We start from the raw sequence: 13,523 nt of genomic DNA on the forward strand, positions 1-13,523 counted from the left end.
GATCGGAAAGGCCCCGGAGACCTCGGTCTCCGGGGCCTTTCCGCGCTTCGCAGCCCGGTATCACCCGGGGTGTCAGCCGAGCTCGTGCTCGTGCAGCGCGGTCGCCAGGCTCGTGCCGTTGAGGTCGAGGTAGAGCACGCGCTCCGTCACGGTGAGGGTCAGGGTGTTGCGGCGCTCCAGGTGCGGCGTCGCGGTGTCGATGAACCCGGGGTCGAAGCTGTGGACGCGGATGTCCTCGGCGCGGTGGATGCGTTTGTCCGCCCACGGCGCCATCACCTTCGCGGGGTCGCGGTGCGTGTACACCACGGTGCGCTCGGCGAGACGGCTGGCGTGGTGCAGGCGCTCCGCGTCGGGCGCGCCGACCTCGATCCAGGTGACGATCCGCCCGGTGAGGTCGCGCACGAGCACCGCGGGCTCCTCGGTGTCGGACACGCTGCCGCCGAACGCGATGCCCTCGCCGAACTCGAGCCCGTACGCCAGCACCCGCGTGAGCATGTAGGCGTCGGTCTCGGAGGGGTGCCGCGCCACCCGCAGCGAGTAGTCGTTGTAGACCCCGCGATCGGTGTCGGCGAGCTGCACGTCGAACGTGTGGAGGGTGGAACCGATCGCCATGACCCCCGAGCCTACGCGGCCCCGGAGGCCCTCCCGACCGGACGGCTCAGAACAGCATCGGCTGCGGGGGTGTCGCGGCGGGCCCGGTCTGTCGGAAGGCGACCGTGCCGGCCGGTGGCGTGCTCGACGCGGTGTGCCCCTGCCCCGGCCGCAACCCGCGGCGGGGGTAATCGTCTTCGTGCCGGGCGTCGAGGCCGTGCAGGCGGATGAGCGGTCGCACCCGCCGTGCCAGCCACTGGCGGTACGGCTTGGGGGCTTCGACCGATGCGCCGGGATACAGCCCGCGGTACGACGACACGAGGTCGGGGCGCGTGCGCTCGAGCCACTCGAAGAACCACGGCTTGACCCCCGGCCGCAGATGCAGCGCCCCGTAGATGACGGTGCGTGCCCCCGACTCCTTGATGCGGCGGAGGCCGGTGTCGATCGCCTCCACCGAGTCGGTGAGGTGCGGCAGGATCGGCATGAGGAACACGGTCACGGGGAACCCGGCATCGGCCAGGGCGCGCACCGTGTCGAGCCGCGCCTGGGTGGTGGGTGCTCCCGGCTCGATCGCCTTCTGCAGGGCGTCGTCGTACATCGCGATCGACATCTGCACGTCGACCGGCACCCGCTCGGCCGCCTTCACCAGCAGGGGGATGTCGCGGCGGATCAGCGTGCCCTTGGTGAGGATCGAGATCGGCGTGCCCGAGGTCGCGAGCGCCTGGATGATGCCGGGCATGAGAGCGTAGCGGCCCTCCGCGCGCTGGTACGGATCGGTGTTCGTGCCGAGCGCCACGGTCTCGTGGTTCCAGCTGCCCCGCCGCAGCTCTCGCTCCAGCACCTCGACCACGTTGACCTTGACCACGATCTGCGAGTCGAAGTCGGCGCCGCCGTCGAGGTCGAGGTACTCGTGCGTGCCGCGGGCGAAACAGTAAGTGCAGGCATGAGAGCAGCCGCGGTAGGGGTTGATGGTCCAGGCGAACGGCATGCGCGAGGCGCCGGGCACGTGGTTGAGAGCCGACTTCGACAGCACCTCATGGAAGGTCATGCCCTCGAACGCCGGGGTCTTCACGGTGCGCAGCACGCCGCGGCGCTCCTCCAGCCCGGGCAGCGCCGCCTCGTCGACGTCGCCCAGCTTCTGCCCCTGCCACCGCATCCCCTCATTCGAACAGAAAGACGAAGAAAGCACAAGCGGGCATCGCAGAGATCTTCGAATGAGAGAATGAGGCAATGACCGTTCCGCCGCTTGCCCAGCATGCGGCTCCGCGCTCCCCGATCTCCGGTCCCGCGCTGCCCGTGGGGCTGGCCGTCGCCGCGCTCGGCGTGCTGTTCTCGATCGCCTCGACGCCCGTGCTCCCCTCGTCGGCGGCCGACGCGATGCCGCGGCCCGTCGCGGTCGCGCAGGTGCCGGCGGTGCGGACGGCGGCGATCCCCGCGGCCGACCCGTGCGCCGAGCCCGGGGTGCAGCAGGCCATCGCGAACGGTGACGACGCGGCGACGATCGCCGGGTTCGGTGGCGGTGCGGCGTTCCGCGAGGCGGTGGTCGCCGGCAACGCGCCGTGCATCTCGCTGACCGACCCCGCCCGCGTCTGGGTCGTCGTGAACAAGGGTCTTCCGCTGACCCCGGCCGACTACGAGCCGGCGCTCCTCGACGCCGTGCCCCTGCAGATGACCACGCCCTCCGGCCTCGTGCGCCCCGACGTGGCCGCCGCCGTTGGCGCGATGGCCGATGCCGCTCAGACGGCAGGCGTCGGGCGGCTGGGCGCGAACAACGGCTACCGCTCGTACGGGCTCCAGGTCTCGACCTACGACTCGCACGTCCGTGCCCAGGGGCAGGCCGAGGCCGACGCCGGCTCGGCGCGCCCCGGGCACAGCGAGCACCAGACCGGCCTGGCGCTGGATGTGGTGGCGTGCGATGCGGGCTGCGGCGGCCTCGACGGGTTCGGCGGCACGGGCCAGAGCGACTGGGTCGCCGCGCACGCCTGGGAGTTCGGCTTCATCGTGCGCTACGAAGAGGTTGGCACGCCCGTGACCGGCTACGCACCCGAGCCGTGGCACCTGCGGTACGTCGGCGTCGACCTCGCGGCGGCGTACCACGAGGGCGGGTATCACACGCTCGAGGAGTTCTTCGGGCTTCCCGCGGCGCCCGACTACGCGCACTGACGCCCGGCTGCCCTCAGCGCGGGCTGCGCGTCTCGACGGATGGCCAGACGACGAGGAGGAACGCCGCGATCGGTCCGGTGAACAGCGTCAGCAGGAACCACACCCACGCCGAGCGCCCCCGCGTGCGGGCGAATCCTCCGGCGAGGAGCGCGACGGTGAACCACAGGGCGGTGATGTACGGCCAGACTTCCTGCATGCCCCGAGTCTCCCGGCCGGCGATCCCGCCGCGTCCCGGCGCGCCGTCGATGAGCCGATTGAGGCTTCCCACAACCCCGGTACCGAGTGTCACGATCCGTGGGATGCATTCTCACAATGTCCCCTGCCGGGCCCGCCGTCGGCCGTAGAATCGCCGGAGCAATGAGGCACGACACGTTCGGGAGGACGGCATGGAACGCGACATCTACGAAGAGGACCACGAGGCTTTCCGGGACCTCGTCAAGGATTTCGTCAAGCGCCACGTGACGGGCGAGGCGATCGAGAAGTGGGACGCCGCGGGAGAGGTCGACCGCGACACCATGCGCGCCGCGGGTGAGGCGGGCATCATCGGCCTGTCGGTCCCCGAGGAGTTCGGCGGCGCGGGCATGCTGCAGGACTACCGCTTCCGCGCGATCGTGAACGAAGAGGTCATCGCCGCCGGCGCCGGCTCGCTCGCGGGAGCCTTCGGCATCCAGGACGACCTGGCCGTGCCGTACCTCGTGCACATGGGCACGCAGGAGCAGAAGCAGAAGTGGCTGCCGCGCATGGCCACCGGCGAGGTCGTCGGTGCGCTCGCCATGACCGAGCCGGGCGCCGGCTCCGACCTGCGCGGCATCAAGACCACCGCCAAGAAGGTTGACGGCGGGTACCTCGTGAACGGCGCGAAGACGTTCATCTCGTCCGGCGCCACGGCCGACCTGGTCGTCACGTTCGTCAAGACCGGCGAGGGCAACCGCCCCGACGCCTTCAGTCTCGTGCTGATCGAAGACGGCATGGAGGGCTTCGAGCACGGCAAGAAGCTCAGCAAGATGGGCTTCCACGGGCACGACACCGCCGAGCTGTCGTTCAGCGACGTGTTCGTGCCGGAGGAGAACCTCATCGGCGGCGTCGAGGGCAAGGGCTTCATCCAGCTGATGATGAACCTGCCGCTCGAGCGCCTGTCGATCGGGGTCGCCGGTGCCGCGGCCGCGCAGGCCGCCCTCGACTGGACCGTGGCGTACACCCGCGACCGCGAGGCGTTCGGCGAGCGGATCATCGACTTCCAGAACAGCCGCTTCCAGATCGCCGACATGGCCACCACGGTCGACGCGCTGTGGGCCTACATCGACCGCGCGCTACTGGCCTACAAGGACGGCAAGCTGTCGGCCGAGGAGGCCGCGAAGGTCAAGTTCTGGGCGACCGAGCGCGAGTGGGAGGTGCTCGACGCCGGGGTGCAGCTGCACGGCGGCTACGGCTACATCACCGAGTACCCCATCGCGCGGGCGTTCCTCGACGCGCGCGTGCACCGCATCTACGGCGGGACGAACGAGATCATGCGCGAGATCGTCGGCCGTCAGATCGCCGGCAAGCGCTGACCCCACCCCCGGCCCGCCTGCGCCCCCGCGCGGGATCGAAAACGCACCTCCGGAGCCATTCGGGGGTGCGTTTTCCGTCCCGCATCCGGGCGGCGGGCCGGGGGTGCGCGTCCGGGATCGAAAGTGCGCCCCGGAAGGCGCCGGGGGGTGCGTTTTCCGTCCCGCACCGGGCATGGGGGCGGTGGTACCCGTGGTGCTACCGGGGTAGGATGGCCGCGTGAGCACCGCGAAGATCAGCCTGAGTCTGCCGGACGGCGACCTCGCCTTCCTCGACGCGCAGACGCTCGAAGGGCGCTACCCGTCCCGGTCGGCGGCGATCCAGGACGCGGTTCGGCTCCTCCGCGAGAGCCGGCTCGCCGACGCCTATGCCGAGGCCTACGGCGAGGGGTACGACGAGGAGTGGGACTCCGCCGCCGACGATGGCCTGGCTTCGGCGTGAGTGACACCGCGGTCGCGCTGCTCCGCCGCGGACAGATCGTCCTCGCCTCGTTCGACCCGGGCATCGGTTCCGAGGCGCGCAAGACGCGGCCGGCGGTCGTGGTGAGCAACAACACCGCCAACGCGGTGGCGATCCGTCGCCCGGGCGCCACGGTCACCGTGGTGCCGCTCACCACGGCGACGGAGCGCGAGTGGCCCTTCCAGGTCCTGCTGCCCGCTGCCGCGACGGGCCTCGACCGAGACAGCAAGGCGCAGGCCGAGCAGGTGCGCACCATCGCCGTGGCCCGCATCGTGCGCCCCGTCGGCTGGGTGCCTGCGGAGCTGATGGGCGCGCTCGACGAGGCGCTGCGACTTCACCTCGCGCTCTGATCTCACCCCGCCGCACGGGAGGGGGCGGGGGTCCCTGAGGGGTGACGAGACGCGGACGGGGGAGGACTTGTATCGACGGGGAGGGTCGAGTGGGCGGGGCCGGGCGGGACGAGCGCGGTCGTCGATGGCGGATGACGCGAGGAAAAGCCTGATCGCGCCCGTATAAAGAGCCGGGAGGGGATCGCGGCGGCGAAGTTCTGACTTGTCTCTTCAGAGGAGACATGTGCTCCGCGATGATCGATACATGTCCGGACAGGAGTCGTCCGGCTCGGAGACGCCGAGGTCTCCGCACCCGCTCACCGAAGAGGCCGGAATGTCCCCGCTCACCCTGCCGCCGCTCGACCGCACGTCGACGGCACCCATCTGGTTCCAGATCATGCGCGCCGTCGAGGCGCAGATCGCCGACGGCACCTGGGGTCCGGGCGACCGCCTGCCCAGCGAGAACGAGCTGCGCGCCCACTTCGCCGCCTCCCGCACCTCGGTCCGCGACGCGCTGTCGCGACTGGAGACCGCCGGGATCATCTCCCGCCAGCAGGGCAAGGGTGCCTTCGTCGAGCGCGCGCAGGGCCCCTCCGCCTGGACGCTGCCCTCGGCCCCCAGCCTGCTGGGCGAATACAGCGAAGACGGCCGCAGCGCCCTGAGCTCGGAGATCCTCCGCGCGGGCATCGAGCCGCTGCCGTCGTGGGCGGCCGCGGTCGTCGGACGCGACTCCGCCGACGGCATGGGCTTCGTGCTGGAGCGCGTGCGTGCCGTCGGCGCTCGCACGGCCGTGCACGTGATCAACTACCTCCCGACGCGGTTCGCCGGGGTGCTGCCCGACCTGCGGGACCCGCGCGCGAGCCTGTACGCCGCCATCACCCGGGTCACCGGGGTGCGCATCGCGCGCATGCACCGCACGATCGAGGCCGTGTCCGCCGACCGCATGCTGGCCGGGCTGCTCGAAGTGGAGCCGGGACACCCGATCGTCGTCGTCGAGGCCGTCGCGTACGACCAGGGCGGACAGCCCATCGACTTCTCCCGCGCATCCGTGCGCACCGACCGTCTGCGCGTGAGCGTCGACACCGGGTTCGACGCCGCCGGCATCTCGAACGAGACCGCGTCCGGCCGCTACCCCGCCGCCCTCCGCTGACCCGCACCCGCCCCACCGACCCCACCGGGAGACCCGCACATGACCGACCACCGCATCCTCGTCATCGGCGACAGCTACATGACCGCCGAGGTGTTCACCCGCGCGTTCGCGCAGCGGGGGATCCCCGTGCACACGGCCACCATGACGATCGCGGAGCCGACGTGGGACGCGTCGTCGATCCACGAGTTCGAGGGCGACCCGGCCGAGGTCGCGCGGCTCGCGCAGGGATACGACGTGGTCGCCTTCCATGCCGCGCCGTTCACAGCCGACGTGCTCGCCGCGCTCCCCGGGCTGCGGCTGCTCGGCTGCGCGCGCGGCGGACCCGTCAACGTCGACCTCACCGCGGCCAGCGAGCGCGGCGTGCGCGTGACCACCACGCCGGGCAAGAACGCCGACGCCGTGGCCGACCTCACGATCGGGTTCCTCATCTCGATCGTGCGGAACGTGCCCGCATCGCTGCGCGACGTCGACGAGCGCGTGGCCGAGGGGCGGCCGCTCGCGGAGTCGACGTTCGAGGGCGCCAGGTGGTTCGGGCGCGAGGTGAAGGGCCTGCGCCTCGGGCTGATCGGCTACGGCAACGTCGCCCGGCTCGTCGCCGCGCGGGCCAGGGCGCTCGGCGCCACCATCGCGGCGTACGACCCCTACGTCGATCCGGCGACGGTGACCGATGCGACCATCGTGTCCGACCTGGACGCGCTGCTCGCCGGCAGCGACGTCGTGAGCGTGCACGCCAGGGCGACCGCCGACAACCGCCACCTGATCGGCGCCGAGCAGATCGCCCGCATGCCGCAGGGGTCGTTCCTGATCAACACGGCCCGGGAGTCGCTCGTCGACGAACAGGCGCTGCTCGACGGGCTGCGCAGCGGACACCTCGCCGGGGTCGCGCTCGACGTGAACGAGCCCGACGGTCCGTGGCGCGACCTGGTCGCCCAGCCGAACCTCATCCTCACCCCGCACCTCGCCGGCGCCACTCACCAGACCCTCGCCCGCGGCGCCGACATGCTCGCCGCCGAGATCGAGCGGTTCCTCGCGGGAGGTGAGCTGCGATGGGAGCGCTGAGCGACGTCTTCCTCGCGATCGACGCGGGCACCGGTTCCGCGCGTGCCCTCGCCTTCGACATCGAGGGTCGCCTGGTCACTCAGGCCGCCCGCGAGTGGACCCACGTCGCCGTGCCCGGTCACCCCGGCGGCACCGTGTTCGACACCGATGGCGGCTGGACGGCCATCGCGGGCGCCGTGTCCGAGGTGGTCGCGCGGCTGGGCGAGCGACGCGTGGCCGCGGTCGCCGCGTCGAGCATGCGCGAGGGCTTCGTGCTGTCCGACGCCGAGGGGCGCGAGCTGTGGGCGTGCCCCAACACCGACGGCCGGGCGCGCGCCGAGGCCGAGGAGCTGGTGGCCGAGGGCGTGGCCGACGAGGTGTACCGCACCGCGGGCGACTGGGTGTCGATCACGGCCCCCGCCCGGCTGCGGTGGATCGCCCGCCACCAGCCCGACGTGCTCGCCGCCGCCCGCCACTTCGGGATGCTCAGCGACTGGGTCACCACGCGGCTCACCGGGGCGTTCGTGACCGAGCCCACCAGCGGTTCCAGCTCGGCCCTGTTCGACCTGCGGGCGCGCGACTGGTCGGACGAGCTCGCCGGACTCGTCGGCATCGACCGTCGCATCCTGCCGCCCGTGGTCGAGTGCGGGCAGGTCGTCGGTGCCGTGACCGCGGAGGCCTCGGCCGCGACCGGGCTGCCCGCGGGGACGCCGGTGGTCGCGGGCGGCGCCGACACGCAGCTCGCGCTGCACGGCATCGCGGCGCGCGAGGGGCTGCCGACGATCGTCGCCGGCACCTTCTGGCAGACCACGGCCGTGACCACGGAGCCGCTGATCGACCCGGAGCGGCGCCTGCGCACCCTGTGCCACGTCGATCCGGGCACCTGGATGGTCGAGGGCATCGGCTTCCTCTCCGGCCTCGCGATGCGGTGGTTCCGCGACGCGATGTGCCCCGACGCCGCCGAGCTCGGTCGCGCGTCCGGCACCTCCGCATTCGCCGTGATGGAGCAGTGGGCGGCCGAGGTCCCCGCGGGGGCGAACGGCGTCGTCGCGACCATGGCGAACGTGATGCAGGCCGACGCCTGGCACCACGCGGCCCCCGCGTTCGTCGGCTTCGACATCAACGACGCGGCACGCTCCTCGCGCGGCGCGTTCATCCGGGCGATCGAGGAGTCCGCGGCGATCGTCGCCAGCGCGCACCTCGAGATCCTGTCGTCGCTCACCGCCGGGCGTGCGGTCGCCGAGGGCGCCGTCACGTTCACCGGGGGATCCAGCGCGGGCGCCCTGTGGCCGCGTGTCATCGCGGGCGTCACCGGGCTCGACACCCGCGTCACACCCGCACCCGAGGCCACCTCGTACGGTGCCGCCCGGCTGGCCGCCCGAGGTGTCGGCGCAGAACTCCCGCCGATGGGCGAGCCCGACCGCATCGAGCGCGTCGACCCCGCCGAGCACGAGCGGTACCGCGCCGTGACCGCCCGCTGGCACCGCGTCTACCGCGACGTGATGTCGATCTCGGGCTCTGACCTGCCCCCGCTGTTCACGCCGCCCGGCGCCGCCCGCGGCCCCCTCGACCCGCCCCCCGCCCGACTCTCGACCGCCGGTCACGCCGGCTGACGACCACGACGACCACCCGACACCGAAGGAGACACCCCATGGCAGACCTCGAAGGCAACGCCTCCGCGAAGCAGTTCCACGCCGACCAGCCCGCCGTCCGCTTCACGCAAAACATCCGGGGAGCGGCGAACCTCGACTGGGGCATGCAGAACCGCCTGTCCCGCATCCTCGACCCGCAGACCGGGCGCACCGTGATGCTCGCGTTCGACCACGGCTACTTCCAGGGACCCACCTCGGGGCTGGAGCGCATCGACCTGAACATCGCGCCGCTGGCCGCGCACGCCGACGCCCTCATGGGCACCCGCGGAGCCCTGCGCACCTCCATCCCGCCGGCGACCAGGGCCGGACTCGTGCTGCGCGCCTCGGGCGGCCCGTCGATCCTCAAGGACCTCTCCGACGAGTACACCGCGATGGCGATGCAGGATGCGGTGCGCCTCCACGCCGACGCCGTGGCCGTGCAGGTGTTCGTCGGCGGCGAGCACGAGAGCCGCAGCATCCGCAACCTCACCACGCTCGTCGACCAGGGCTACGACGCGGGCATCCCGGTGCTCGGCGTGACCGCGGTCGGCAAGGAGCTCGTGCGCGACGCCCGCTACCTCGGTCTCGCGACCCGCATCATCGCGGAGCTCGGCGCCCAGCTCGTGAAGACGTACTACTGCGAGGAGGGCTTCGAGGACGTGGTCGCGGGGTGCCCGGTGCCCGTCATCATGGCCGGAGGCAAGAAGCTGCCCGAGCTGGACGCCCTCACGATGGCCTCGAACGCCGTGCGCGCGGGGGCCGCCGGAGTGGACATGGGCCGCAACATCTTCCAGAGCGCCCACCCCGCGGCCATGATGCAGGCCGTGCGGGCCGTGGTGCACGACGACACCGACCCCGCCGACGCCTACGAGCTGTTCCGCGAGGCCACCGAGACGCGGGTGCTCGCATGAGCGCCGACGTGCTGCGCAGCGCCGAGGCCGCCCTCCGGTTCGGCGACTGGGGCCCCGGCTACCTCGCGCAGGGCGACGACGCGGCGTTCGGCGTGGTCGTGCTGCGGCCCGGCGACGAGTTCGCCAACCACCTCCACGAGCACCACACCGAGTCGTTCGTGGTGATCGAGGGGCGCGCCGAGATCTGGCTCGACCGCGACACCCGTCGCGTCGTCGAGACCGGCGACGTGCTGCGCGCCGCGCCGCACGAGGAGCACTTCGTGCGGAACCCGTTCGACGAGACCTTCCGCGCCGTGTTCGTGAAGACCCCCTGGGTCGACGGCGACAAGGTCGACCGCCCCTGGACGCCCGACGCCTGAGCGCCCTGAACCCGCATCACCCTCACCCGAGCACGAACCCCTCACCCGAGAAAGATCATCGAAAGGACAGCACCATGAGTGTGCAACGACGCTCCTCATCCCCCGCGCGGCTGACGCGCCGTGCCCTGCCCGTCATCGCCCTGGCGTCCGTCGCGGGCCTCGTGCTCGCCGGCTGCTCCGGCGACGCGGGGGGCTCCGGCGGCGACGGCGGCGACAAGACCCTCAAGGTCCTCATCGCCGCCCCGCAGGAGGGCGCGGGCAAGATCCTCGAGGAGGACTTCGAGGCCTCCACCGGCGTCGAGGTCGAGGTCGAGGTCGTGCCCTACGACCAGATCCAGACCAAGGCGATCCTCGACGCGCAGTCCGGCACCAACAACTACGACGTCATCCAGTACTGGTACACGTCGGTCGGCGCGCTCGCCGACGCCGGGGCGCTCGCCGACATCACCGACTGGGTGGAGTCCGACGAGGACATCGACTCGGGCGACTTCATCGAGGCGATCTTCGGCCCCTACTCGCAGTACGAGGACGCGACCTACGGGCTGCCGATCGACGGCGACACGCACGTGCTCTTCTACAACAAGGCGATCTTCGAACGGAACGGCGTCGAGGTCCCGACCACGTGGGACGAGTACGTCGAGGTGTCGCAGAAGATCACCGACGCCGAGAAGGCGAACGGCGTGTACGGCAACGCGCTGCTCGGCTCGAAGAGCGCGTTCAACATCGGCTCGACCTTCTTCAACCGTCTCGCCACCATGTCGCCCGACCCGATCGACCCGCAGATGCCGCAGCTCGACACCGAGTACGCGGTGGCCGCGGCACAGTCGATGCTCGATGCCTCCGGTTCGGCGCTGCCCAGCCCGCTGGAGATCGGGTTCGAGCAGGCGCTGCCGCAGTTCCTCTCCGGCTCCGTCGGCATGATCGAGTTCTGGACCGACCTGGGCGTGTTCGCGCAGGACCCGGAGCAGTCGAAGATCGTCGACGGCTGGGGCGTCGCGCCGCTGCCGGTCGGACCCGAGGGCAAGGTCTCCGGAGCGCTGAACGCCGGCTGGGCGATGGGCATCAGCCCGAACGCCAGCGACGAGGACCTCGCGAAGCAGTTCGTCGCGTTCGCCTCGTCGAAGGAGACGAACGAGAAGCTGATCACCACGACCGGTTCCGGTGTCGACCCCACGCGCACCTCCACCCTGGAGAGCCCGGAGTACATCGAGTTCGCGCCGGAGGTGTCGGCCGTCGCCGCCCAGGTGCTGCCCAACGCGCAGTCCTGGCCGACCTCGCCGCAGGCCCCCGAGATGATCCAGTCGCTCAGCGACAACCTCGCGCTCATGCTGCAGGGCAGCCTGACCGCGGAAGAGGCGATGCAGCAGACCTGGGACACCTGGCAGTCCCTGGCCGACTGATCGCCTCGTCGAACCCGAAAGGACAGCTCATGTCGCAACCCGTCACCTCCCGGCGCCGCGCCCGACGCGCGTCGTGGACGGGCCGCGCCCTGCTGGCGCCCGCCATCCTCGCGATCGTGATCATCGCGATCTACCCGCTCGCCTACATCGTCGCCGCGTCGTTCTCCGACTCGTCGCTGGGGCGTCCGTTCGCGGACTGGGTCGGGTTCGACAACTTCGCGGCACTGCTGGGGGACGGGGTCACCCTCCCGTCCCTCGGCAGGTCGCTGCTCTTCGCGATCCCGTCCGCCCTGATCGCCCTCGTCGCCGGTCTCGTGGTGGCCCTGTCACTCGACGCGGCCGTCAAGGGCGGACGGATCATCCGGGTGCTGCTCCTGCTGCCGCTGATGACGCCGCCCGTGATGGCGGGCGTGATCTGGAAGCTCATGCTCGCCCCCACCGGCGGGCTGCTCAACAACATCGGTCAGTCGTTCAGCCCGGGCGCCGAGCCGTTCCTGTTCCTCGGCTCGAGCCCGGCGGCGATGGTCTCGCTGATCGTGGTCGACGCGTGGCAGTGGACGCCCTTCTGCGTGCTGCTCGTGTTCGCCGCGCTGCAGACCCTGCCGACCGAGGTCTACGAGGCCTCACAGGTCGACGGCGCCGGGGTGTGGCAGACGTTCTGGCGCATCACGTTCCCGCTCGTGCTGCCGAGCCTGGTCACCGTGCTGCTGCTCAAGCTCGTGGTGTCGTTCAAGGTGTTCGACCTGGTGTTCATCATGACCGGCGGCGGACCCGGCTTCGACACCACCGTCAGCAGCTTCGAGATCTACCGCACCGGGTTGCAGACCTTCGACGTGGGGGCTGCCGCCGCGCAGACCATCGCGTTCCTGGTGCTGGTCACCATCGTCATCCTGCCGCTCAACGCCGTCCGGCAGCGCCTGCACAGGGAGAGCTGACATGTCGCTCACACTCCGCACCTCCGACCACGCCTCCGACAGCGCGACCGTCACGCTGGTCGTGCCGGACGCGCGCCGCCGTCGTCGCCGCAGCCGCACCTCGAGCATCTCGCGCCCCGGTCGCCCGTCCGTGCTCGTCACCGTCGTGAAGTGGGTCGTGATCCTCGTCGCGATCGTGCTCGCCCTGCTGCCCGTGCTGTACATGGTGGGCATGTCGTTCAAGAGCCCGGACGACATCCTGTCCACCCGCATCCTGCCCTCGCGGCTCGCGTTCGAGAACTGGGTCGGCGCGTTCGAGAACTGGCCCATCCTCACCTACCTGCGCAACTCCCTCGGTGCCGCGCTCGTGGCGGTGCTGGTGTCGCTCGTCGTCTCGATCCCCGCCAACTACGCCATGGCGCGGCTCCGCGCGGGCGGGAAGCAGACCCTCGGGCTGATCGTCTCCGCCTACGTCGCCCCGCCGATCGTCGCGATCATCCCGTTGTTCGTGCTGGTGCGCACCGCCGGGCTGATGGACTCCGTGATCGGGCTCGGCATCGTGGAGGGCCTGCTGCTCACCCCGGTCGCCGTGTGGCTGCTGGACGGGTTCTTCCGCGCGATCCCGTTCGAGGTCGACGAGGCCGCGCAGATCGACGGCTGCGGACCGCTGCGCACCCTGTGGGCGGTCATCCTCCCGCTCACCGCGCCCGGCATCGTGGCCGTGTCGATCATCGTGTTCATCCTCGCGTACAACGACTTCCTCATCCCGCTGCTGCTCACGCAGAGCATCGACTCGCAGACCCTCCCGGTCGGCATCGCGCTCATGCAGGGCGGCCGCGAGGTGATGTTCGGGCAGATGGCCGCCGCCAGCCTCGCCGGCCTCATCCCGATCTACCTGCTCGCGCTGTTCCTGCAGAAGTGGCTCGTCGGCGGGCTGACGCAGGGGAGTGTGAAGTAGCCCGAGTGGTTCGGTGCGGCCCGTGTGCGGGGTCGGAGACGTGCCGGGCGAGGTGGTCCGGGGTGCGTCTGT

General features: G+C 71.4%; 15 protein-coding genes. 12 read left to right on the plus strand and 3 right to left on the minus strand.

All coding sequences use genetic code 11. From position 1 onward, the window contains the following. Nucleotides 1-72 precede the first annotated feature (72 nt). Both KZC56_RS07605 and KZC56_RS07610 read right to left on the minus strand, forming a co-directional pair. Nucleotides 73-612 carry a YaeQ family protein gene (locus KZC56_RS07605; RefSeq protein WP_247638274.1) on the minus strand — a complete coding sequence of 180 codons (540 nt, stop codon included), beginning with the start codon at nt 610-612 and terminating at the stop codon, nt 73-75. A 46-nt stretch (nt 613-658) separates the two neighbouring features. After that, nucleotides 659-1,747, minus strand: coding sequence for an Rv2578c family radical SAM protein (locus KZC56_RS07610; RefSeq protein WP_247638275.1), 1,089 nt, complete (start codon nt 1,745-1,747; stop codon nt 659-661). Nucleotides 1,748-1,821: 74 nt separating this feature from the next. On the opposite strand from KZC56_RS07610, the gene KZC56_RS07615 reads away from it, so the two are divergent. Further along, nucleotides 1,822-2,754: a M15 family metallopeptidase gene (locus KZC56_RS07615; protein WP_247638276.1), complete on the plus strand. Its 933-nt coding sequence runs from the start codon at nt 1,822-1,824 to the stop codon at nt 2,752-2,754. A 13-nt stretch (nt 2,755-2,767) separates the two neighbouring features. Here the strand turns inward: KZC56_RS07615 and KZC56_RS07620 are convergent, their stop codons facing one another. Further along, on the minus strand, nt 2,768-2,950 hold the full coding sequence (locus KZC56_RS07620; RefSeq protein ID WP_136034009.1) for a hypothetical protein: 183 nt from the start codon (nt 2,948-2,950) through the stop codon (nt 2,768-2,770). A gap of 190 nt (nt 2,951-3,140) precedes the next feature. Here KZC56_RS07620 and KZC56_RS07625 point away from each other — a divergent pair, with 190 nt between their 5' ends. From KZC56_RS07625 to KZC56_RS07675, 11 genes are all read left to right on the plus strand, one after another. Then, on the plus strand, nt 3,141-4,304 hold the full coding sequence (locus KZC56_RS07625; protein ID WP_136036768.1) for an acyl-CoA dehydrogenase family protein: 1,164 nt from the start codon (nt 3,141-3,143) through the stop codon (nt 4,302-4,304). A 217-nt stretch (nt 4,305-4,521) separates the two neighbouring features. Beyond that, a complete protein-coding gene (locus KZC56_RS07630) occupies nt 4,522-4,743 on the plus strand; it encodes a ribbon-helix-helix domain-containing protein (RefSeq protein ID WP_136034005.1) in 222 nt (73 codons plus the stop codon). Then, the gene (locus KZC56_RS07635) at nt 4,740-5,111 is read left to right on the plus strand and encodes a type II toxin-antitoxin system PemK/MazF family toxin (protein WP_247638277.1); all 372 of its coding nucleotides are present in this window, start codon (nt 4,740-4,742) and stop codon (nt 5,109-5,111) included. Before KZC56_RS07630 ends, KZC56_RS07635 begins: the two co-directional genes overlap by 4 nt. Nucleotides 5,112-5,424: 313 nt before the next feature. Next, entirely contained in the window at nt 5,425-6,240 is an 816-nt protein-coding gene (locus KZC56_RS07640; protein WP_168442883.1) for a GntR family transcriptional regulator, read from the plus strand. A 39-nt stretch (nt 6,241-6,279) separates the two neighbouring features. Continuing rightward, complete coding sequence (locus tag KZC56_RS07645; RefSeq protein WP_247638278.1) at nt 6,280-7,299, plus strand: NAD(P)-dependent oxidoreductase; 1,020 nt, start codon at nt 6,280-6,282, stop codon at nt 7,297-7,299. Beyond that, on the plus strand, nt 7,287-8,891 hold the full coding sequence (locus tag KZC56_RS07650; RefSeq protein WP_247638279.1) for an FGGY family carbohydrate kinase: 1,605 nt from the start codon (nt 7,287-7,289) through the stop codon (nt 8,889-8,891). The genes KZC56_RS07645 and KZC56_RS07650 overlap by 13 nt, the downstream gene beginning before the upstream one ends. Before the next feature lie 38 nt (nt 8,892-8,929). Continuing rightward, nucleotides 8,930-9,820: a 3-hydroxy-5-phosphonooxypentane-2,4-dione thiolase gene (lsrF, locus tag KZC56_RS07655; RefSeq protein WP_136033997.1), complete on the plus strand. Its 891-nt coding sequence runs from the start codon at nt 8,930-8,932 to the stop codon at nt 9,818-9,820. Beyond that, nucleotides 9,817-10,179, plus strand: coding sequence for a cupin domain-containing protein (locus tag KZC56_RS07660; RefSeq protein WP_136033995.1), 363 nt, complete (start codon nt 9,817-9,819; stop codon nt 10,177-10,179). Before lsrF ends, KZC56_RS07660 begins: the two co-directional genes overlap by 4 nt. 74 nt (nt 10,180-10,253) lie before the next feature. After that, complete coding sequence (locus KZC56_RS07665) at nt 10,254-11,579, plus strand: ABC transporter substrate-binding protein (RefSeq protein WP_136033993.1); 1,326 nt, start codon at nt 10,254-10,256, stop codon at nt 11,577-11,579. Nucleotides 11,580-11,608: 29 nt separating this feature from the next. Further along, complete coding sequence (locus KZC56_RS07670) at nt 11,609-12,514, plus strand: carbohydrate ABC transporter permease (RefSeq protein WP_136033990.1); 906 nt, start codon at nt 11,609-11,611, stop codon at nt 12,512-12,514. 1 nt (nt 12,515) lies between these two features. Further along, complete coding sequence (locus KZC56_RS07675; RefSeq protein ID WP_136036765.1) at nt 12,516-13,451, plus strand: carbohydrate ABC transporter permease; 936 nt, start codon at nt 12,516-12,518, stop codon at nt 13,449-13,451. Nucleotides 13,452-13,523: the final 72 nt, after the last annotated feature.

The organism is Microbacterium sufflavum (genome assembly GCF_023091155.1).
In the GTDB taxonomy this organism is placed as follows: Bacteria; Actinomycetota; Actinomycetes; order Actinomycetales; family Microbacteriaceae; genus Microbacterium; species Microbacterium sufflavum.